Below are 21,168 nucleotides of genomic sequence, written 5' to 3' on the forward strand. Positions count from 1 at the left end.
AAGGCTTTCTTTGGGGAACAGCCGGGTGGGGGTGGCTATTTCCGCAATTTTAGGATAGTTGCGCCCCAAGAAAAGCATTGCGTGCGTTCAGGAGCAGATCGACAGTCCTCTACGACGCAGGAAGTCAAGTGACAAGGAAGTCTTATGGTCAAGGTCATCGCCTCTTCGCTCCGCAAGGGCAATGTCGTCGACGTCGACGGCAAGCTTTATGTCGTTCTCACCGCCCAGAACTTTCACCCCGGCAAGGGCACGCCCGTTACCCAGGTTGACATGCGCCGCATCGTCGACGGCGTGAAGGTCTCCGAGCGCTGGCGCACCACGGAACAGGTCGAGCGCGCCTTCGTCGAAGACACCACCTTCCAGTACCTTTACGAGGACAGCGAAGGCTTCCACTTCATGAACCCGGCCACCTATGACCAGGTCGTCGTCGATGTCGACACCATGGGCGACCAGAAGGCCTATCTCCAGGAAGGCATGGAAGCCATCCTCTCGATCCATGAAGGCGTTCCATTGGCCATCGAGCTGCCGCGTCACGTAACGCTGGAGATCACCGAGACCGAGCCGGTCGTCAAGGGCCAGACGGCATCCTCCTCCTATAAGCCGGCAATGCTTTCCAACGGCGTGCGCACCATGGTTCCGCCGCATATCACGGCCGGCACCCGTGTCGTGATCATGACGGAAGATGGTTCCTACGTCGAGCGCGCCAAGGACTGACTTGCCACCACAGTTTCAGTCAAAAAGGCCGGTGCGACCGGCCTTTTTCATGTCTGTGCGTTGCGCGTCAAAGATGAGGATTGCGCGGACGGTATTTCTTCACGAGCTTCTGGTTGATCTCCTTTGCGCCCGGCATATTGGCGCTGAGATAGACCGGCGGATCGCCGGCCTTGGCGAGTTCGGCGGCGACCTCGGCGAAGATCGCATTCAGCACCGTCGCGCCGATTGCTGTCGAAACCGGTCCCACCTTCAGTCCGCTTCCCGGCAGATCGATCACCGCATCGCCCGGCGGAAGACCGTTGTCGAGAACGATATCGGCGATGTCCGCAAGCCGTCTACGGCCATTCGCGATCGCGGTGGAATAGGCGATCGAAGTGATTGCTATGACCGTCGCCCCGATCTCACGCCCGTAATCCGCAGCCTCGATCGGGGCGGCGTTGACCCCCGAATTGGAGGCAATGATCAGCACGTCACCGGGCTGTATGCCATAGCGTTCGAAGACCGGACGGATCAGCCCCTCTGTGCGCTCATAGACAGAACTGATCACCGCCCCTTCATGCAACATAGCCGAGCCCACCAGCACCGGGATGGTGATCGCTAGACCGCCGGCGCGATAGTGGACCTCTTCTGCCAGCATATGCGAATGCCCGGTTCCAAAGACATAGACGCGCCGATCCTGCCTCGCCGCCTCGCAGATTGTCGCAGCCGCCTTAGCCATCGGTTCGGCAAGCGATTGCTTCAGAGTGCCAAGCCGGCTGATGAGATCGGAGAAATAGGCATCGGTGATCGCGGTCATGCCCGAAGTTTCCTGTTGTGTAAGTTTACGCGGACGGTTGCCCGCCGATCCATGTGGTGGTGACCTCGATGGCGTCGTTCAGATGCACGAGATCTGCGCGTGCGCCAGGCGAAAGATGCCCGCGATCTGAAAGCCGAAGGAAGCGCGCAGGATAGGACGTCGCCATGCGCAATGCCTCCGCAAGTGTCAGTTCCAGATAGGTGACGCCGTAGCGGATCGTCGAGGCCATATCGACGTCGGAACCGGCAAGCGTGCCATCGGCAAGAACCAGTTTCGAACAGAACCCGCCCCTTTCCCGGCGCACGGTGCGGCCGTTCAATGTGAACGTGTCCTGATCCGAACCGACAAGCGACATGGCATCGGTCACGAAGAACAGCCGCCCCTCGCCGCGCTTGGCCCTGAGCGCCGTTCGCAGCGCCTTGGGATCGACATGGTGGCCGTCGGCAATGATGCCGCACCAGGTTAAAGGATGGTCTATCGCGGCGCCGACGAGACCGGGTGAACGGTGGCCGAGCTGGCTCATTGCATTGAAAAGATGGGTGACACCACGCGCACCGGCATCGAAAAGCGCTTCTGCCGCTTCGCTCGTGCAGTCGGAATGGCCGATGCTAACGATCACGCCGGCCTCGCTCAATGCCTGCACCTGACGGGCAGTCACCTGCTCTGCCGCGATCGTGACGAGAAGCGTCCCGATTGCTTCCTTGGCACGGATGAAAGCCTTGACGTCGCCGTCTTCCACCGGACGCATGAGTTCAGCGAGATGCGCACCCTTTCGAGCAGGTGCGAGGTGCGGACCCTCGAGATGGAGGCCTGCAACACCCCTGTTGGCCTTGACCGCTTCGACGGCGGCCTCAATGGCCGCCGCAGTGGCAGCCGCCGTATCGGTGATCAAGGTCGGGAGCAGCGCGGTCGTGCCGTAGGGGCGATGCCCTTCCGCGATCATATACATCGAGGTCGCGGAGGGTTCGTCATTCAGCATGCGGCCGCCACCGCCATTTACCTGGGCATCGATGAAGCCCGCAGACAGCACCCCGCCCTCAAGAGCCATGACCGTAGCCTTGTCAGGAATACTGTTCCGCCCGACGATCGCCTGCACCCGGCCATTGCCGGTGACGAGCGCGCTGTCCTCATGGAAACGTTCGCCGTCGAAAATCCGTGCGCCGGTGAAGACCTCGTATTTCATCAGATCGTCTCCGTCACCTTCAGAAGGTTAGCCGGCTTGTCCGGATCGAAGCCCTTGCGGCGCGTCACCGATTCGATCAGTCGATAGTAGCAGAGCAACGACACCAGCGGATCGAGCAGGCCGTTGCCCGTGCTCGGCATGCGTAGATTGATACCCGCAACCGGCGTTGCCGAGAAAGGAACGACCGTCGCACCCAGTTTCTGCAGGCGCTCCAACGCCTGCACGTTATTTGCGAAAGCCGCGTCATTAGGTACGAAGGCGACGATCGGAAAGCCAGGCTGAACGAGGCGCATCGGCCCGTGCATAAGTTCGGCAAGCGAGAAGGCTTCGGCATGCAGACCAGAAGTCTCTTTTGCCTTTAACGCCGCTTCCAGCGCGATTGCGAGAGACGGACCGCGACCCGCCGTATAGAGCGAGGCGGCCTTGAAGAGCACGTCTTCGGCCGCCGAACCGTCGATGCCCGCTGTCTCTGCCAGAGCCTCGGGCAGCTTTTCAAGCGCCGACTGCAAGGCCGCCTTGCCTGTCACGGCAGCCGTCACGCCGGAAAGAGCGGCAACGGATGCAATGAAGGATTTTGTTGCGGCCACACTCTTCTCCGGTCCGGCGTTAAGGCCGAGAACGATGTCTGCCTCCTTGGCAAGCGGGCTGTCGGTGACGTTGACGACCGCGATGCTAACTGCGCCGCCGCGTTTGGCCGCATCCTGCAGCGCCACGATATCTGGGCTCGCACCGGACTGCGAAACGGTGAAATGGATGCCGCCCTTGAGGCTGAGTGGCGAACCATAGACCGAGGCGATTGACGGTCCGATCGACGCAACCGGAATGCCATGGGAAATTTCGAAGAGATATTTGAAGAACGTCGCCGCGTGGTCGGAAGAACCGCGCGCCGCGGTGGTCACGACCGCGGGCCGACTTGAGGAGAATAGTTTCGCGATTTCAACAAAGACCGGCTTTTCCTTTTCGAGGAGGGTCGCAACCACCGCAGGCGCTTCGCCGGCTTCCTTCAGCATCAGGGATTGGTTCTCACTCATAGATCATCTCCAATTCTTAATTCGGCCACGAAATCATAGGCATCGCCGCGATAATGCGAGCGGGTGTATTCGACCACACGCTGGTCTTCGAGGCGCGAAATCCGCTCGATGAGCAGCGCGGGAGCGCCGGCTTTGACATCCAGCATCGATGCGGACGTCGGGTCGAGCGTGACAGCCGTCAGGCGCTGCAGCGCGCGCACGGGCCGGAATCCTTTTTCAGCCAGAGCATCATAAAGCGAACCTTCTCCGGCGGCATTCTCGCCCACAAATTTGACAGGAATGACGGCCCGCTCGATGGCAAGCGGCAAGCCGTCGGCAAGACGCAGACGGTCGAGCCGCAGCACGGGCTCATCCAGTCCGAGGCCAAGAAGGAAAGCCTCCTCGGGTGACGGCTGGTTGACGGTTCTCGACAGTATTCGTGCGGCGGGCGAGCGCCCCCGCGAGCGCATATCGGCAGAGAAGGAGGAGAGCCGCCAGAGCGATTGCTCGATGCGCTCGACCTTCTGCGATACGAAGGTGCCGCTGCCATGCCGCGATTCAAGGACACCTGCCGTCATCAGTTCGCGGTAGGCGGTGCGCACGGTAACGCGTCCGACCTGCAAGGCTTCCGCGAGATCGCGTTCCCCCGGCAGGGCGGCTCCCGGTTTCAGCAAGCCTTCATTGACCAGTCCAGTGAGCGCCGTTGCAAGTCGCTTGTACAGCGGCCCCGACATTGCGCCGTCGCTCAATGCCCGCCCCTTCAGTTCCGCGATCAAACTGGTTCTATCCATGCTCTAATAATAGAACCTATTTGGAACCATTCGCAAGGAAATTTACCGGGGCAAACAAAAAGACCTCAAGAGCCGAGCTTTCGAGGTCTCAAATCACGCGATCAGCAAACGTTTGCTGCTCAACTTTTCGTGAAAATATAATCCGTTTCCTGCCGCAGTACCTCGCCGGGACGCAGAACCGCATTGGGGAAACCGTCATGGTTGATCGCATCGGGCCAGACCTGGGTTTCCAGGCAGAAGCCCGCGAAAGCTCCGTATTTGCGCCCGCCGTGACCAGGTACAGGCACATTCAGCTTGAAGCCGGTATAGAACTGTACGCCAGGCTCGGTGGTCCGGACCTCCAAGGAGACGCCGGAATTGAGGCTGCGGGCGATCGCAACCGAGCGCTTTGCGACTCGCTCGGTCGAAAAGCAAAAATTATGGTCGTACAGTACCTGCTCGCCGCCTTCGAAGCGCTTCATCGGCGCCATCTCGCGGAAATCAAACGATGTACCGGCAACCGATCGCACCTCACCGCTCGGAACCTGCTTCTCGTTGGTCGGAAGATAGTGGTCTGCGGCGATCATGATGTCGTGATCGAGCGCGTTCTCGCGCCCATCGAGATTGAAGTAGGCGTGCTGGCACACGTTCGCGAGCGTGGGTTGATCGGTGGTCGTCTCATAGATGACGGAAAGCACGCCGTTATCGTGCACTCGATAGGTTACCTGGACCGTGCAATTGCCCGGATATCCGGCACGGCCGTCCGGGTCGACGATTTTCAGCACCACGTAGTCGTCCGCATGCTCGACGATCGTCCAGTTGCGCTTGGCTATATTGTCGCTGCCGCCGTGAAGATGAGTGACACCTTTCTCGTTCAGTTCGAGCTGATAGTCCTTTCCGTCGAGTGTAAAGCGCCCGTCTCCGATGCGATTGGCACATCGGCCCGGCGTAGCGCCGAAATAAGAGGAATGGGATGGATAGCTCGCGAAATCGTCGAAGCCCAGCAGAAGCGGCGCATCATGGCCTTCCAGACGCAGGTCCTGAATGACCGCGCCCCAGCTCATGACCTTGGCGGTTAGCCCACCGCCTTTGATCTCGACACGATAGACAGGCTCACCCGCCGCCGTATGCCCGAATACTTCACGCTTCGAAGTGTCTTGCGCCATAGCCATCACCTGCTCACTGTTTGAATCCTGAGCGGGATGAGGAAAAGTGTATGCGGTTTTCCTCATCCCGCTCTAACCTATTAGTATAGATCACGATGATTTTGGGTTGATTCTACCCAAAATCATCGTGATCAAGGCGGACACTGCCCGCATTCGCCGAAAACCGCAATCGGCCAGCGATACAATGCCTTCCTGTCGATCAAGCCCCAGCACCGCGACACTATGATGACGTCAGACCTCCCCGATCTCCTCCAGATCATAGGGCGTCGTCTGGTAGATCTCATTGATCCAGTTGCCGAAGAGCAGATGCGCATGGCTGCGCCAACGGTTTTGCGGCGGCAGCGCCGGATCGTTATGCGGGAAATAATTCTGCGGCAGTTTTATCGGTATTCCGGCATTCACGTCGCGAAAATACTCGTCCGAAAGTGATGTGGAATCATATTCGACATGGTTGAACATGTAGAGACGATTGGATTTCTGCTCGTGCACCAGACATACGCCCATTTCGTTTGAATCCATCAGGATTTCCAGGCCCGGCACCCTTGCGATATCCGTGCGGCGAACTTCCGTCCAGCGTGACACCGGCACGGCAAAGTCATCCGAAAAGCCGTTGAGATAGACGGAGGAAGGCTTGAGGTTCTGATGTCGGTAGACGCCGAAAGCCTTTTCCTTCAGGTCGTATTTCGGCACGCTATGGAAATGATAGATCGCCGCCATGGCGCCCCAGCAGACATTCATCGTCGAATGGACGTTCGTTGCCGTCCAATCGAATATCTGCTGCAACTCATCCCAATAGGTCACCTCCTCGTACGCAAGCTTTTCGACAGGCGCACCGGTAATGATGAAGCCGTCGAACTTGCGCTGCTTCACCTCTTCCCAGGTCTGATAGAAGGAGAGGAGGTGTTCTTCGGAGGTGTTCTTGGCCTTATGGCCGCCGATGCGGATAAGCGATAGCTCGACCTGCAGCGGCGAGGCGCCAACCAGGCGCGCCATCTGCACTTCCGTCTTGATCTTGTTCGGCATGAGGTTGAGAAGCCCGATCTGCAGTGGACGAATGTCCTGGCGGATTGCCACGGTTTCGGTCATGACCCGCACACCTTCGTTGACGAGCGTCTCGAAGGCGGGCAGCGTGTCGGGGATCCTGATGGGCATGATATTCACTCGATCAAAACAAAAAAACCGGCGGCGAAAAATCGCTACCGGTCCGCACGCGGCCCTTTAGCGACTTTTTTAACGTGGCTGCAAGCCGGCCGGCCAAATCACCACGGAAAGCACTAAATAGCGCTGGTTATTGATCGAATCAACGTCGGATTCGCAAATCGCGGCCATAAAAAGGCTATCACGCTTTTATGACTGGCTGAATCTGCCGATGGACAAGCTGGATCACCATGTTATCAGAGGCTATTGATGGCATAGGAAGGTGTTGATGGCAGATGACTTGCAGGCAAAGCCGGCCATCCAACAGGATCGCGTCGGATATGATCTAAGCCTGGGCTACCGCCTCAGGATGATGTTCAGTGCATTCTGGGGCTCGGATGTACGAAGCAAGGTCGTCGTACTCGCAATTACATTGCTCTTCGTTATTCTGGCGACGGCCTATGCGCAGGTTGTCCTGAACCAGTGGAATGCCCCTTTCTACGATTCACTGGAGAGACGAGATCTCGCCGAGTTCTTCTACCAGCTTAAGATCTTCGGGATCATTGCCGGGGCGCTGCTCCTGCTGAACGTCGTTCAGGCGTGGTTGAATCAGATGGCAGCGCTCTACATGCGCGAGGGACTGACCAGAGATCTTGTCGATCAATGGCTGAAGCACAGGCGCGCGCTCAGGCTTGCTTCGTCAGGACTCATCGGTGTCAATCCGGACCAGCGGCTGCATGAGGATGCCCGCAATCTTGCTGAAAGCACCACTGGGCTTGTCCTCGGCCTGTTGCAGGCGACGATCCTGCTCGTCAGCTTCATTGGCGTGCTCTGGGAACTCTCGAGCGGGTTTGTGTTTGAATTCAGCGGAAGGAGCTTCTCCATTCCCGGCTATATGGTGTGGGCTGCCATACTCTATGCCGGCTCCGCCTCTGTGTTGAGCCAGGTCGTCGGACAGAAGCTGGTGAAACTGAATGCCGACCGCTTTTCAAAGGAAGCGGAACTTCGCTTTTCCCTCATGCACGCCAATGAAAACATGGCGTCCATTACCGTCGCACGAGGGGAGGAGAACGAACGGCGGCATATCAACACGGACATCAGCTCGGTCCTTGCCGTCATTCGCCGTTTGGCGATAGCCAATACCAATCTTACCTGGGTCTCCGCCGGATACGGCTGGCTGGTATTGATCGTTCCTATCCTGGTCGCCGCTCCCGCCTATTTTTCAGGCGGTCTGACCTTCGGCGAACTGATGATGTCGGTCGGTGCCTTCAACCAGGTGAATACGGCGCTGCGCTGGTACGTCGCCAATTTTGGTCCCATCGCGGAATGGAAGGCGACCCTCCAGCGCGTCACGGATTTCCGCCAGGCGCTGCTGGAGATGGAAGACGAGATTAGCTCCACGGACACGATTTCCTACGAAGAAACGCCTGACGACACGCTGACCCTGAAGGATGTCATGATTTCGGTGAAGCCCGGCGAAGTTCTGTCCGAAGGCGGGTTCCGGCTGCGCGAAACCAATGTCACGATCCGTGCCGGCGATCGCGTGATGATCAACGGGGATCACGGCGTGAATCGGAAGCTGCTCTTCCAGGCGCTTGCCGGTCTCTGGCCCTGCGGCGGCGGCACGATCGGTCTGCCGGAGGAGGATGGTATGCACTTCATGGCGCAGCTCCCCTACGTGCCAGGCGGTACGCTGCGCCAGGCGCTCGCGTTTCCGGAAGATGCCAGCGCCTATAGCGACGCAGACACGGAAACGGCCCTGGAAAAGGTCGGCCTTGGTCGTCTGAAGGAGAAACTCGATACACGGACAAGATGGGACAGGATTCTCGATGGCGATGAACAGAAAGCCGTCGCCTTTGCCCATCTGCTGCTCGCCAAACCGCGCTGGATCGTCTTCGACGAGGTGCTCGAAGGCCTGGAGCCGGAATCCCAGAGGACACTGGCGGAAGTCCTGACTGACCTGCCGGATGCAGCGATGATCTATATCGGGCGCTCCGAGGTCTATCTCGAAATTCTGGCGCCGCGCGTACTGCATTTGGAGCCACTGCCGCTGGCAACTGAAAAAACCGAAAAAAGGAAGACGAGCGGCATCGCATGATGCCGCTCCGTCGGCCGCTCAATTTTTTCCTGTGTCTTCCCAAACAGGCGCAAGTCCATCCGGGCTGACAAGGCGGCCGCTGGGTCTTGCCAGCGCATGGATCGCCGCCATTTCATCGGCCGAAAGCTCGAAATCGAAAATCCCCAGATTTTCCGCGGCGCGCGCCTCCGATATGGTCTTCGAGAGAACAATCGAGCCGCCCTGCTGCATGACCATCTGAGCACGATCTGCGCGACCGTCTTGGCGCTATGCGCTGCGATATCCTTAAGGACCGGATCGCCAAGAACCTTCCCGTCAGCCATCGCATAGTAGGATGTCACTGCCATGCCGCAGCTCTTGCGGCTGCGATGACCGGCGTCTGGTCGAGGTAGGGATGATATTCGACCTGGTTCGTGACAAGCGGAGCAGCACTCAGCTTCGTCGCCTCATTCATGAGCGCCGTATTGAAGTTGGAAACACCGATGTGGCGCACCTTGCCGGCTGCGCGCACCGCGTTGAGCGCGCCCACCTGTTCCGCAAGCGGCACCGCTCCACTCGGCCAGTGCAACAGGAGCAGATCGACATAATCCGTCTTCAGCTTCTTCAGGCTTTCATCCACCGATGCGACGAAGGAATCGTGGCGATTATTGTCGATCCAGACCTTCGTGGTCAGGAAGATATCACCGCGAGCCGCGCCGGACCGGACGAGACCTTCGCCGACCTCGGTCTCATTCCCGTGGATCTGGGCGGTATCGATATGGCGGTAACCATGCTTCAAAACGCAACTGACCATCCGCTCCGTATCGGCTCCAGACATACGGAATGTACCGAAGCCGATTGCCGGAATGGACGCGCCGTTGGCGTTGACAAATTGCATTGTCTTTCCTTTCAAACAGAGATTTCGCGTACTCAGGCCGGCTGGGCCACGGCAACGGAGCGGCGATCCAGCACACCGCTCCAAAGGGTGAGGATCAGGGCGACAAAGACCAGAATGGCTCCGACCCACGGCGTTGCGCCAAGGCCGAGCGAGGAGTCGACCACTATCCCTCCGACCCAGGCACCGGCCGCGATGCCAAGATTGAAAGCTGCGATATTGAGAGCCGAAGCGACGTCAACCGCCGCGGGACGAAACTGGCGGGCGAGCTGCACCACGTAGAGCTGCAAGCCCGGAACATTGGCGAAGGAGAGGAAGCCGAGCGCCGCCAATGTCGGGATAGCCAGCCAGGGCGAGACGGCCGTCATGCCGAAAAGCATGAGCACCAGCGTCTGCACGACGAACAGTCCCGTCAGTGCCTTCACCGGATTTCGGTTCGCCAGACGCCCACCGGCAATGTTTCCGATCGCGATGGCCACGCCATAAAGCACGAGCACGAGACTAACTGTCGAGGCGGCAAAACCGGTTATTTCTTCGAGGATCGAGGCCAGGAACGTAAAGGTGACGAAAGTGCCGCCATAACCGAAGGCGGTCATGGCGAAGACGAGAAGCAGGCGCCCACTGCCAAGCACGCGCACCTGTTCCTTCAGGCCGGCGGGCGGCGCCTTCTTGAGGCCTGACGGCAACAGGATAGCAATCCCTGCAAAGGCGATAGCTCCGAGTCCGGCGACGGCGGCAAAGGTCGCACGCCAGCCGAAGGTCTGGCCGATGAACGTACCGAGCGGAACGCCGGTGACGATGGCGACCGTCAGCCCCATGAACATCATGGCGATGGCGGAGGCGCGGCGGTTTTCCGGTACGAGATTTGCGGCAATAGTCGAGCCGACCGAGAAGAAGACGCCATGCGCGAAAGCGGAAAGCACGCGAGCGACGAGCAGGGCCTCATAACCGGGGCTCAGCGCCGCCATGCCATTGCCGATGGTGAAGAGAGCCATCAACCCAAGCAGCAGCGGCTTGCGCTCGATACGGCCGGTTACGGCGGTGAGGATAGGGGCGCCGAAAGTAACGCCGAGGGCGTAGACGCTCACGATAAGGCCCGCGAGCGGCAGAGTGATATTGAGATCGTTTGCCACGGTCGGCAAAAGACCAACGATGACGAATTCGGTTGTGCCTATGGCATAGGCCGCGATCGTAAGCGCAAAGAGCGCCAGCGGCATGGCTTTCGGGGTTCCGGCCATGTTCATTCTCCGTGGGTGGATAGGCTTGGACGGCGAGGCCGCCTTCGTCACGGAATATGATCATCGGCGATTGCCTTGATAATCTACGGCAGTGGAACAACAATGGTGAAACAAATTCACTGTTGATGGTGGGCTATGGACAACCGTGCGGGCGAAATGGAGATATTTGTCGAACCCCTGCAGCAGGGCAGCTTCGCGGCCGCCGCAAAGCGCCTGGAGCTTTCGCCTTCCGCCGTGAGTAAAGCCGTCACCCGGATCGAAGAACGGCTCGGCACACGTCTCGTCGTACGCTCCACCCGCGCTCTTCAGCTCACACCGGAAGGCGAGATCTATCTGCGTCAGGCCCAACGCATTCTTGCTGACATCGCCGAGACGGAACGCATGGTCGTATCAGGCGGAAAGGCGGAGCCCCGCGGACGACTGCGGGTCAGCTCGACGGTGGGCTTCGGCACCCGGTTCATTGTGCCGCTCATTCCGGATTTTCTTGCCCGCTATCCCGAGGTCGATCTCGATCTTTCGCTGAACGACGACGTCATCGACCTGATAGGCGAAAGAACCGATGTCGGCATTCGAGCTGGAGCCTTGCGGGATTCGTCGCTGAAGGCAAGGAAGCTCATCGAGGGCCCGAGGGTTGTCGTTGCGTCTCCGGATTACCTTGTGAGCAAAGGCATACCATCGCGACCCGAAGATCTTGCCGGACACAATTGCCTTGGCTTCAATTTCAGCCAGAGCATGGGTCATTGGCCGTTTCGCGATCCGGAAACCGGGGAGCGAATTGACATTCCTGCGCGCGGGAACTTCCAGGCCAATAGCGGTGCGACCGTCCGCCAACTCGTGCTTGCCGGCCTCGGCATATCCCGCATCGGTAAGTTTCACGTGAGACACGACATCGAAACCGGACGGCTCAAGCTGCTGCTCGAGGCCTTCAATCCAAAGGATGTCGAGCCCGTCCATGCGGTCTTTCTTGGCCATGCGCATCTTGCCGTCCGCATCCGCGCCTTCATTGACTTCCTCGTCGAACGTATTCCCAACAAAGACAATGACTAAGACGCAGGGCGGCATGAGATACGGGACTGTCCGGTGAAGGCCATGAAGAAGCAATGCAGCGGTGGCAGTAACTTTGAAATGCCTTGACTCCTGTGGAAAACCTTTTATGAGCGACAGCGGAAAAGGGAATATCCATGGTTCGCAGCGAACAAGCCATTGCCGCATGCGCCGTCCGGGCACAGGTTGCCGGGTGCGATATCCTCGTTCCGTTTTCTTCGAAAACCAAGACCAAAACGACGACGACGAAAACCGTCTGAACGTCTCTGGTCTGCCGCTCTCTCCCCGGCCCGGCCGGGGACAGGAAACCGCGGTTTAAACTGCGGATTCCCCTCACCAGACGAGGAGAGAAGAGAAAGAGAGCTTGAGAATGGGTTTCAAAGTAGCAGTTGCGGGAGCGACCGGTAATGTTGGCCGGGAGATGCTCAATATTCTTTCAGAGCGCGGCTTTCCGGCCGACGAAGTGGTGGCGCTCGCCTCCAGCCGTTCCGTCGGCACGGAAGTTTCCTTTGGTGACAAGACGCTGAAGGTCGGCAATCTTGAGAACTACGATTTCTCTGACACTGATATCTGCCTGATGTCGGCGGGCGGCACGGTGTCCCAGAAATTCTCGCCGAAGATCGGTGCGCAGGGCTGCGTCGTCATCGACAACTCCTCCGCCTGGCGCTACGACGCCGACGTTCCGCTGATCGTGCCAGAAGTGAACCCGGACGCCATCGGCCAGTTCTCCAAACGCAATATCATCGCAAATCCCAATTGCTCGACGGCACAGCTCGTCGTGGCGCTGAAGCCGCTGCATGACTTCGCCAAGATCAAGCGTGTCGTGGTCTCGACCTACCAGTCAGTCTCCGGCGCCGGTAAGGAGGGCATGGACGAGCTCTTCAATCAGACCCGCGCCGTCTTCGTCGCCGATCCGATCGAGAACAAGAAGTTCACCAAGCGCATTGCCTTTAATGTGATCCCTCACATCGATGTCTTCATGGAAGACGGCTACACCAAGGAAGAATGGAAGGTGCTGGCCGAAACAAAGAAGATGCTCGACCCGAAGATCAAGGTCACCTGCACGGCAGTGCGTGTTCCAGTCTTCATCGGTCATTCGGAATCGGTCAACATCGAATTCGAAAACGAAATCACCGCGGAACAGGCACGCGAGATTTTGCGTGAAGCACCCGGTTGCCTCGTCGTCGACAAGCAGGAAAACGGCGGCTACGTGACGCCCTACGAATGCGCCGGCGAGGACGCCACCTATATTTCGCGCATCCGCGAGGACGCGACGGTCGAGAATGGCCTTAACATGTGGGTAGTCTCCGACAACCTGCGTAAGGGTGCCGCCCTCAATGCTGTCCAGATCGCCGAGCTGCTGATCAATCGCGGCTTGATCAAGCCGCGCAAGAAAGCTGCCTGATACCATTTATAAACCATAATTTGATAAGAAGCCTCGCTGTCCGAACCGACAAGCGGGGCTTGTCTTTGCCGTTTGTCTTCGGGTTCGCGAAGTAGATTCAAGATCGCTAAAACTTGATCGTGACAGATTTGCCGATGACTGGCATGGTTGCCTCAATGTCGAACTACAAAATTCGGGGTTATTAATGCGTATGATGAAATTTGCTCTGGTTGCTCTCGCCATGGCTGGCGCGTTGCACGCCATTCCGGCGGCAGCTACAGCGGCCCAATGCGGCAATAATGGCGCAGGCTTTGCCGCCTGGGTGGATGATTTCAAGCAGGAGGCCGCCGCAAATGGCGTCAGCCGGTCGGTCATCGACCGTGCCTTCAGCAATGTCAACTACAATCCCGCGACGATCCGCGCCGACCGCGGTCAGAAGAGCTTCAAGCTTTCCTTCGATGAGTTCATGAAAAAGCGCGGTGGCGCCACGATCATCTCGCGCGGCCGAAGCATGGCGAGGTCAAATGCCGCGCTTTTCGCCAGTATCGAACGGCGCTTCGGCGTCCCGGCCGGTCCATTGATCGCGATCTGGGGCATGGAAACCGGCTTCGGTAGTTTCATGGGCAAGGAGCATACGCTTTCGGCGGTCTCGACCTTGGCTTATGACTGCCGCCGTACCGAATATTTCACGGACCAGCTCTATGCAGCCCTGCAACTTGTTTCCGAAGGTTATCTGAGCCCGCAGGCGCGCGGCGCGGCCCACGGGGAGATCGGCCAGACTCAGTTCCTGCCGCGCAACGTCGTACGCTACGGGGCTGATGGCGATGGCGATGGTCGTATCGATATGGTCGGCTCGCGCGCCGACGCGCTTGCATCCACCGCCAATTTCCTGCGCGGACATGGCTGGCAGCCGGGTGCCGGATACCAGCCGGGCCAGCCGAACTTCGCCGCGATCCAGGGTTGGAATGCCGCAAGCGTCTATCAGCAGGCGATCGCCTATATCGGCGCACAGATCGACGGTCGATAAAATCCATACATGTTAAATATGACGCGCAAAGACGCGTTGGCGCGGCTCAGATATCCGGGCGAATGAAATCGCGGGTCTTGGCATCCATGACCCACAGTTCGCCCGTCGAGATATCGAACCAGGCTCCGTGAAGCTTGAGTGAGCCAGCGTCCTCGAGCGCCTTGATGTCGGGAAATGTCCGCAGATTGTCGATCGAGTTGCGAATGGACACACGCTCGAGCGCCGTCTGGCGCTCAGCGGCCGTCATGACGTCATTGCTCTGGATCTGTTCGGCGGCAGGTCGCAGGAGGGCCATCCATCGCCCGATGAAGTCGCCCGGCGACAGCGGCTCGGCGTTCGGATCGAGCGCGGCGCGGATACCGCCGCACCGGCCGTGGCCCATGACAACGATATCGCTGACCTTCAGCACCTGGACGGCGAATTCCAAGGCTGCGGATGTGGCATGAAACTGCCCGTCGGGTTCGTAGGGCGGCACCATATTGGCGACATTACGTACGACGAAAAGCTCGCCTGGTCCCGCATCGAAAATCGTTTCCGGAGCGGACCGTGAATCGCAGCAGGCCACAACGAGGATCTTCGGGTTCTGGCCATCTTCAGCAAGGCTGCGATAGCGATCGCGCTCATGAGCGTAACGCCCGCTCATGAAGTTGCGATAGCCGTCCAGAAGAGAGTTCGGAAAACGCTGCATGCCTTTCGCTTACCCTGCAAGCAAGCCAAGATCAACTGTTGCGTTGCGAAATGCAGTGAGCCCTATTTCCTGCCGCGCTGGGCGGGGTGCACGAGCCGGCGCATCTGCACCATGGCCATAGGCGTCGACAGGCTGGAAGCATCGCTTGCAAGCGTCAATTCATCGCCGCCGCGTTTGGCGGTGCGGGCAAGAATCTCATAGACGCTGGCTGTCGCAAGCTGCAGCGCCCGCTCCTCGTCCATGCCGGAAAGAAGGCGCGACAGAAAGACCGCCGACAGCAGATCGCCAAGCCCGTTGGGAGGATTTTCTATCATGCGATGTTCGGCAAGCAATGCGTTACGTCCGCTCAGATAGAGATTTCCGGTTCCGCCGGCCATCATTCCGACGGCTGACGTGACGAGCATGCGTGAGGGACCCAGTGCAAGAGCCGCTTCCATGATCGCCGTATTGTCCTCAAGCGGAGCTCCCGCCATCCAGGCAAGCTCATAGCGGTTCGGCGTCGCAAGCGAGGCGAGCGGAACGAGCTGATCGCGGATTGCCTCGGCTGTTGGTTCCGGCACATAGAGGCCGCCGAGGTCGCCCATGACCGGATCGCAAACATAGAGAAGATCGGGATTCCCTTCGCGCAGGGTACGGACGAGGCGGGCAACCGAATATACCTGCGCTGCATTGCCAAAATAGCCTGAAAGCACGGCCTTCACCTCCGGCAGCCACGAAGCCCGAAGCAGATCATCGATCGCGTGGTCGAAATCCGCCTCGGCAAAGGCGAGCCGGGTCGAACGGCCGTGACCCGGGTGCCATGGGAGAATGATTGTCGGCAGTGCCCATACCGGATGACCAAGCGTCTCCAGTGCAAAGACCGCAGCTCGGTTTCCCACAGATCCGCGAACGACATGACTGGAGATAACGATGACCGCCGCCGACGCATTTTCCGACATGACATTCTTTTCCCATTTCAGGCGGCACTGTTGATGATCTTTTTGTTGTCCTTCTGTCAACCGTTCTTCACAAAGCCATGAAAGCGTCAGAAAGCGGTGAACTGCCTTCAATTTCGCCTATTTCCCTCGGCCCGAATAGGAAAATGACGAATATGGACGGATTTTTTCGGAAAACGTTCCAGGATCGGCCAAAACATATTCGCGCCGAATTCTTTTACAGATTTTTCAAAGAGCGTTCTGCTAACGTGAACCAAATCGCTGCCAAAATCACTGAATGACGGGGAGATTATTCCATGGCTGCCAGGATCAATCCGAAGCGGGAAAAACAGATCGACAGCGCGCGAAAGATCGCGTCGGCTACCGGCGAGAACTTTCTCGATCCGGGCATATTGTTCGGTCGCGCGAGCAACGACGATCTTGAGCGCTATACGCCGGAGATGCTCGCCCTTGCCGCCGTTCACGCGGCGAAGGAGCTTGCGGCATGGACCGGTGCAACTCCTCGAATCAGTGTCGAACCCGTCGTGAATGTCGAACCGGAAGGCATTGCGGTTTCGATCCTTTCGGTGACGGATCACAACATGCCGTTCCTCTACCAGTCCATCATGGGGGAGGTGACCAGCAGCTATCGTGACCTCTCTATGGCTGTCCATCCGATCCTGGCCATGGAGGAAGGCAAGCAGCCTCAGCTTGATTCGGCCGATCTGCCGGCCGATCCGGCGCGCCGCCGCGTCAGTCATATTCAACTGCATCTCGCCCCCTTGACCTCGGCGCAGGCGAGCGATGTCGTTGAACGTGTCAAAGACGTTCTCGATCAGGTTCACCTGTCCGTTTCCGACTGGAAACCGATGCTGGCGAAGCTTGACACCGTGATTGATGAGCTTTCGAGTTATAACGCAAGCCGCAAGAAGTCCGATCGCGACGAGGCTCTTGCCTTCCTGAAATGGCTTCGCGATGACAATTTCGCCTTCCTCGGCATGCGCGAATATCTCTATTCGGGCAAGGGCGCCAACGCGAAAGTCGAGCGCGACAAGGGCGCCGGCCTCGGCATTCTCTCCAATCCGGATGTGCGGGTTTTGCGGCAGGGCAAAGACGCGGTCACGACGACGCCGGAAATTCTGGAATTTCTCGAAGGCCCGGATTTCCTCATCGTCACGAAGGCAAACGTCAAGTCGGTCGTCCATCGTCGCGCCTATATGGACTATGTCGGCGTCAAGCGTTTCGATGCGGACGGCAAAGTGACGGGCGAGTTGCGGATCGTCGGCCTTTTCACCTCGAACGTTTATACCGGCTCTCCATCCGAAATTCCGCTGCTCCGCTCCAAGGTGGAGGAGGTGACTGAACGCCTCGGCTTCGACCCGACCAGCCATTCGGGGCGCATGCTGCAAAACACCCTTGAGTCTTACCCCCGCGACGACCTGTTCCAGATTGACGCCACCCTGCTCGCCAGTTTCTGCGAGCAGATCAACGATCTCGCAGACCGCCCGCGCGTGCGCGTTTTGCCGCGTATCGACCATTTCGATCGTTTCGTTTCGGTGATCGTTTACGTCCCCCGCGAAGACTATGATTCGGCCGTACGCGAAAAGATCGGCAACTATCTGAAGACGGTCTATGACGGTCGGGTCTCCGCCTACTATCCGGCCTTCCCCGAAGGTGGTATGGCCCGTGTCCACTTCATCATCGGCCGCACGCTCGGCAAGACACCACGCATTCCGCAGCACAAACTCGAAGAAGCGATTCGAGCCATTACGGCCCGTTGGGACGACCGTTTCGTGGGGCTTGCTGGACCGAAAGCACCGCAAATTGCCGTCAGCCCTGCCTTTCAGGACTCATTCACGCCGGAAGAGACGCTTGCGGATCTCCCAGACATCCTTGCCTGCGCGGGCAAGGAACCGATCCGTATCGCCTTCTACTTCCGCAAGACGGAGGAGGGGAGGGTTCTTTCATTGAAGATCTTTCACGCGGGTGGCCAACTGGCACTCTCCCGTCGCGTGCCGCTGCTCGAAAATCTTGGCTTCAACGTGATCAGCGAACAGACATTCGATATCCACGTCACAGAAAAGCAAGGCGAAACCAAACTTGTCGTGCTGCACGACATGGAACTGGAGGTACGAGGCGGTGCAGCGATTGATCTCGATGACCGCGGCGCTCGCCTGGAGGAAGCCTTCATCGCTGCCTTTGGTGGCAAGCTCGACAATGACAGCTTCAACAAGCTGATCCTTTCCGCCGATCTTTCCGCGCGCGAAGTCAACGTGCTTCGCAGCTATGCCCGCTATCTGCGCCAGACGGGTATCGCCTATTCGCAGGATTATATCGCCGCGACGCTCGACCGATATCCAAGGATCGCGGCTGCGATATTCCGCCTGTTCCACGATACGTTGAATGTGAAGCTTGGTGACAAGAACCGACTGAAAAAGCTTGCCGAGCATCATCAGGCGATCGAGGCAGCACTGGCCGACGTTCCGAGCCTTGATGATGATCGGATCCTCCGGCGCTTCATCAACATGGTCGACGCGACACTTCGCACTAACTATTTCCAAAAGGACCCCGACGGGACGCCAAAGGCGATGCTGGCGTTCAAGCTCGACCCGCAGCTTCTGGACGGCCTGCCGGAACCGCGGCCTTTCCGCGAAATCTTCGTTTATGGCGTCGAGGTCGAAGGTGTGCACCTTCGTTTCGGCAAGGTTGCGCGTGGCGGCATACGCTGGTCGGACCGCCCCGAGGACTATCGCACCGAGGTGCTTGGCCTTGTAAAGGCCCAGCAGGTCAAGAACGCGGTGATCGTACCCGTTGGCGCCAAGGGCGGATTCTATCCAAAGAACGTTCCCGTCGGCGGCAGCCGGGACGAAGTCTTCAACGCCGGCCGGGAGGCCTACAAGACCTATATCCGCACTCTTCTCTCCATCACCGACAATATCAGCGGTGCCGAGATCATTCCGCCGGCCGACACCGTTCGGCTCGACGGCGACGATCCCTATTTCGTCGTTGCCGCCGACAAGGGCACCGCGACATTCTCCGATACGGCCAACGCACTCGCGCAGGAAGCCGGCTTCTGGCTTGACGATGCCTTCGCTTCGGGCGGCTCAGCCGGATACGATCACAAGAAGATGGGCATCACCGCGCGCGGCGCCTGGGAGACGGTCAAACGGCACTTCCGCGAGATGGACATCGATATTCAGACGACGCCCTTTACTGTGGCCGGAGTCGGCGACATGTCCGGCGACGTGTTCGGCAATGGCATGCTGCTGTCGCCAAAGATTCGCCTTGTCGCCGCTTTTGACCATCGCGATATTTTCATCGACCCGGACCCGGATATGGGCAAGACGCTTGCCGAGCGGAGAAGGCTCTTCAACCTGCCGCGCTCGAGTTGGCAAGATTTCGACCGCGGCCTTTTGTCAAAAGGCGCGATGATCATTTCCCGTTCGGAAAAAGCGGTAAAGCTGACGGGGGAGGCGGCTGCGGCCATCGGTCTCGACAAGACCACCGCGACTCCGTTCGAAATCATGACGGCCATTCTGAAGAGCCCGGTCGATCTGCTCTGGTTCGGCGGCATCGGCACCTACATCAAGTCCGTTTCCGAAACCGATACGGAGGTTGGTGATCGCGCCAACGATCCGATCCGCATCACCGCCGACGAGGTGCGTGCAAAGGTCATAGGCGAGGGGGCCAATCTCGGCGTGACCCAGAAAGGCCGCATCGCCTACAGCCTGCGCGGCGGACGTTGCAATTCCGATTCGATCGACAATTCCGCCGGCGTCAACACCTCCGACGTCGAGGTGAATATCAAGATCGCGCTCGCCTCCGCCATGCATGACGGCCGCTTGAGCCGTGCTAAGCGCGATCAGCTTCTCGCCTCGATGACGGATGAGGTCGCCGGTCTCGTCCTGCGTAACAATTATTTGCAATCTCTGGCGATCTCACTGACCGAACGCAAAGGGACGGCGGGCGGGCTGGAGCTTCAACGCTTCATGAGTGTCCTCGAAGGCGCCAAGCAGTTGAACCGCAAGGTGGAAACTCTGCCAGACGACCAGACTTTCGCCGAACGCTACGCAAACGGCAGGCCACTGACGCGACCGGAGATCGGCGTGCTGCTGTCCTACGCCAAGATCGTCCTCTTCGATGCGCTCATCGCAAGCGATCTGCCGGACGATCCATATCTTTCTGCGACGCTTTCAGGCTATTTCCCTGTGAAAATGCAGAAATCCCATGCGTCGGATATCACCGGCCACCGGCTGCGCCGCGAGATCATCGCGACCGTCCTTGCCAACGAAGCTATAAACCGCGGCGGTCCGGCATTTGCCGTCACGATGATGGATGCAACAGCAACGTCGAGTGCCGAGGTGGTGAAGGCTGCCATCATTGCCCGCGATGGTTTTGGTCTCGGCCGGCTCTGGATTGAAACGGATGCCCTTGACGGCAAGGTTTCTGGGCAAATGCAGAATCGCGCCTACGGCGAGATCGGTGATACCTTTACCGTGCTGACGCGCTTGCTTCTCAAGACGGGGATGGCCAAGGCAAATATCGAGGCTACAATTAGCCGGCTTCAAAATGCAATGAAAAAGCTGAAGCCGGTATTCGTCAGCCACGCGCCGGAGGAGTTCGCGGCCGAGATCGCAAGTCGCCAGGCGCGCTATCAGGATGCCGGACTGCCCGAGAAGCTGGCGGGCGAGATCGCCGCGCTCTTCGCACTACCGCTCGTGCCTGAGATCATGCAGATCGCCGAACAGACAGGCGAACCGCTTGCGCGCGCGGCGGAGAGCTATTTCACGGTCTCGCAGACCTTCAAGGTTGGCCGCCTGCTGTCGGCCGGCAATCGGATATCCGTGACGGACCATTATGAAAGCCTGGCGCTGGCGCGCAGCCTGGACCAGATAGCCGGTGCGCGACGCGACATCGTCATCTCCGCGCTCAGCCGGCACAAGGAGGACAAACAGCCGGTACAGACCTGGCATGCGCAGGACCGCATCCGCATCAACCGGATTGCGCAAGAATTGTCCAGCCTGAGCGAGAGCGGCGATCCCAATCTTGCCCGCATCGCAGTTGCGGCCGGTTTGTTGAACGATCTGGCCCATGACCGGACCTTGTGAGACCGCATCGTTGTCGCACGCGAAGTATAGGAGCAGGA

Annotated in this window: 15 protein-coding genes, 2 pseudogenes and 1 riboswitch; of the genes and pseudogenes, 7 read left to right on the plus strand and 10 right to left on the minus strand. The window is 58.9% G+C overall.

Annotated features, from left to right (window positions below; all coding sequences use genetic code 11):
- Positions 1–144 precede the first annotated feature (144 nt).
- Positions 145–714: an elongation factor P gene (gene efp, locus AAE029_RS22865; RefSeq protein WP_371075188.1), complete on the plus strand. Its 570-nt coding sequence runs from the start codon at positions 145–147 to the stop codon at positions 712–714.
- A 67-nt stretch (positions 715–781) separates the two neighbouring features.
- Here the strand turns inward: efp and AAE029_RS22870 are convergent, their stop codons facing one another.
- From AAE029_RS22870 to metA, 6 genes are all read right to left on the minus strand, one after another.
- Positions 782–1,510: an SIS domain-containing protein gene (locus AAE029_RS22870; protein WP_371075189.1), complete on the minus strand. Its 729-nt coding sequence runs from the start codon at positions 1,508–1,510 to the stop codon at positions 782–784.
- 25 nt (positions 1,511–1,535) lie between these two features.
- Positions 1,536–2,693 (minus strand): N-acetylglucosamine-6-phosphate deacetylase, encoded by a 1,158-nt coding sequence (gene nagA / locus AAE029_RS22875; RefSeq protein WP_371075190.1) that lies wholly within the window; start codon positions 2,691–2,693, stop codon positions 1,536–1,538.
- A complete protein-coding gene (locus AAE029_RS22880; protein ID WP_371075191.1) occupies positions 2,693–3,724 on the minus strand; it encodes an SIS domain-containing protein in 1,032 nt (343 codons plus the stop codon). The genes nagA and AAE029_RS22880 overlap by 1 nt, the downstream gene beginning before the upstream one ends.
- A complete protein-coding gene (locus AAE029_RS22885) occupies positions 3,721–4,494 on the minus strand; it encodes a GntR family transcriptional regulator (RefSeq protein ID WP_371075192.1) in 774 nt (257 codons plus the stop codon). Before AAE029_RS22885 ends, AAE029_RS22880 begins: the two co-directional genes overlap by 4 nt.
- Before the next feature lie 119 nt (positions 4,495–4,613).
- Positions 4,614–5,639: an aldose epimerase family protein gene (locus tag AAE029_RS22890; RefSeq protein ID WP_371075193.1), complete on the minus strand. Its 1,026-nt coding sequence runs from the start codon at positions 5,637–5,639 to the stop codon at positions 4,614–4,616.
- A 231-nt stretch (positions 5,640–5,870) separates the two neighbouring features.
- Complete coding sequence (gene metA, locus AAE029_RS22895) at positions 5,871–6,791, minus strand: homoserine O-succinyltransferase (protein WP_371075194.1); 921 nt, start codon at positions 6,789–6,791, stop codon at positions 5,871–5,873.
- Between the two features lie 46 nt (positions 6,792–6,837).
- Positions 6,838–6,915, minus strand: a riboswitch (SAM riboswitch).
- 150 nt (positions 6,916–7,065) lie between these two features.
- Between metA and AAE029_RS22900 the strand changes: the two genes are divergently transcribed.
- Positions 7,066–8,874 carry an ABC transporter ATP-binding protein/permease gene (locus tag AAE029_RS22900; protein ID WP_371075195.1) on the plus strand — a complete coding sequence of 603 codons (1,809 nt, stop codon included), beginning with the start codon at positions 7,066–7,068 and terminating at the stop codon, positions 8,872–8,874.
- A gap of 18 nt (positions 8,875–8,892) precedes the next feature.
- Here AAE029_RS22900 and AAE029_RS22905 read toward each other — a convergent pair.
- Together AAE029_RS22905 and AAE029_RS22910 are read right to left on the minus strand one after the other, a co-directional pair.
- Positions 8,893–9,730 (minus strand): annotated as a pseudogene (locus AAE029_RS22905) (aldo/keto reductase).
- A gap of 32 nt (positions 9,731–9,762) precedes the next feature.
- A complete protein-coding gene (locus tag AAE029_RS22910; protein ID WP_371075281.1) occupies positions 9,763–10,944 on the minus strand; it encodes an MFS transporter in 1,182 nt (393 codons plus the stop codon).
- Positions 10,945–11,100: 156 nt separating this feature from the next.
- Here AAE029_RS22910 and AAE029_RS22915 point away from each other — a divergent pair, with 156 nt between their 5' ends.
- From AAE029_RS22915 to AAE029_RS22930, 4 genes and pseudogenes are all read left to right on the plus strand, one after another.
- Positions 11,101–12,012, plus strand: coding sequence for a LysR family transcriptional regulator (locus AAE029_RS22915; RefSeq protein ID WP_371075196.1), 912 nt, complete (start codon positions 11,101–11,103; stop codon positions 12,010–12,012).
- A 61-nt stretch (positions 12,013–12,073) separates the two neighbouring features.
- Positions 12,074–12,269: pseudogene (locus tag AAE029_RS22920) on the plus strand (hypothetical protein).
- Between the two features lie 110 nt (positions 12,270–12,379).
- Entirely contained in the window at positions 12,380–13,414 is a 1,035-nt protein-coding gene (locus AAE029_RS22925; protein ID WP_371075197.1) for an aspartate-semialdehyde dehydrogenase, read from the plus strand.
- A 184-nt stretch (positions 13,415–13,598) separates the two neighbouring features.
- Positions 13,599–14,420, plus strand: a complete 822-nt coding sequence (locus tag AAE029_RS22930; RefSeq protein WP_371075198.1) for a lytic transglycosylase domain-containing protein — start codon at positions 13,599–13,601, stop codon at positions 14,418–14,420.
- A gap of 46 nt (positions 14,421–14,466) precedes the next feature.
- Here AAE029_RS22930 and AAE029_RS22935 read toward each other — a convergent pair whose 3' ends face one another.
- A complete protein-coding gene (locus AAE029_RS22935; RefSeq protein ID WP_371075199.1) occupies positions 14,467–15,108 on the minus strand; it encodes a carbonic anhydrase in 642 nt (213 codons plus the stop codon).
- 62 nt (positions 15,109–15,170) lie between these two features.
- Positions 15,171–16,046, minus strand: a complete 876-nt coding sequence (pdxY, locus tag AAE029_RS22940; RefSeq protein ID WP_371075200.1) for a pyridoxal kinase PdxY — start codon at positions 16,044–16,046, stop codon at positions 15,171–15,173.
- A gap of 293 nt (positions 16,047–16,339) precedes the next feature.
- On the opposite strand from pdxY, the gene AAE029_RS22945 reads away from it, so the two are divergent.
- On the plus strand, positions 16,340–21,130 hold the full coding sequence (locus AAE029_RS22945) for an NAD-glutamate dehydrogenase (RefSeq protein ID WP_371075201.1): 4,791 nt from the start codon (positions 16,340–16,342) through the stop codon (positions 21,128–21,130).
- The last annotated feature ends 38 nt before the right edge of the window (positions 21,131–21,168 follow it).

It is taken from the genome of Sinorhizobium sp. CB7, assembly GCF_041357635.1.
Classification (GTDB): Bacteria; Pseudomonadota; Alphaproteobacteria; order Rhizobiales; family Rhizobiaceae; genus Rhizobium.

What these genes read in the sequence shown, in the direction of transcription:
- efp (WP_371075188.1), top strand. Translation starts at nt 145, where the DNA reads ATGGTCAAGGTCATCGCCTCTTCGCTCCGCAAGGGCAATGTCGTCGAC.
- AAE029_RS22870 (WP_371075189.1), bottom strand. Translation starts at nt 1,510, where the DNA reads ATGACCGCGATCACCGATGCCTATTTCTCCGATCTCATCAGCCGGCTT.
- nagA (WP_371075190.1), bottom strand. Translation starts at nt 2,693, where the DNA reads ATGAAATACGAGGTCTTCACCGGCGCACGGATTTTCGACGGCGAACGT.
- AAE029_RS22880 (WP_371075191.1), bottom strand. Translation starts at nt 3,724, where the DNA reads ATGAGTGAGAACCAATCCCTGATGCTGAAGGAAGCCGGCGAAGCGCCT.
- AAE029_RS22885 (WP_371075192.1), bottom strand. Translation starts at nt 4,494, where the DNA reads ATGGATAGAACCAGTTTGATCGCGGAACTGAAGGGGCGGGCATTGAGC.
- AAE029_RS22890 (WP_371075193.1), bottom strand. Translation starts at nt 5,639, where the DNA reads ATGGCGCAAGACACTTCGAAGCGTGAAGTATTCGGGCATACGGCGGCG.
- metA (WP_371075194.1), bottom strand. Translation starts at nt 6,791, where the DNA reads ATGCCCATCAGGATCCCCGACACGCTGCCCGCCTTCGAGACGCTCGTC.
- AAE029_RS22900 (WP_371075195.1), top strand. Translation starts at nt 7,066, where the DNA reads ATGGCAGATGACTTGCAGGCAAAGCCGGCCATCCAACAGGATCGCGTC.
- AAE029_RS22910 (WP_371075281.1), bottom strand. Translation starts at nt 10,944, where the DNA reads ATGCCGCTGGCGCTCTTTGCGCTTACGATCGCGGCCTATGCCATAGGC.
- AAE029_RS22915 (WP_371075196.1), top strand. Translation starts at nt 11,101, where the DNA reads ATGGACAACCGTGCGGGCGAAATGGAGATATTTGTCGAACCCCTGCAG.
- AAE029_RS22925 (WP_371075197.1), top strand. Translation starts at nt 12,380, where the DNA reads ATGGGTTTCAAAGTAGCAGTTGCGGGAGCGACCGGTAATGTTGGCCGG.
- AAE029_RS22930 (WP_371075198.1), top strand. Translation starts at nt 13,599, where the DNA reads ATGCGTATGATGAAATTTGCTCTGGTTGCTCTCGCCATGGCTGGCGCG.
- AAE029_RS22935 (WP_371075199.1), bottom strand. Translation starts at nt 15,108, where the DNA reads ATGCAGCGTTTTCCGAACTCTCTTCTGGACGGCTATCGCAACTTCATG.
- pdxY (WP_371075200.1), bottom strand. Translation starts at nt 16,046, where the DNA reads ATGTCGGAAAATGCGTCGGCGGCGGTCATCGTTATCTCCAGTCATGTC.
- AAE029_RS22945 (WP_371075201.1), top strand. Translation starts at nt 16,340, where the DNA reads ATGGCTGCCAGGATCAATCCGAAGCGGGAAAAACAGATCGACAGCGCG.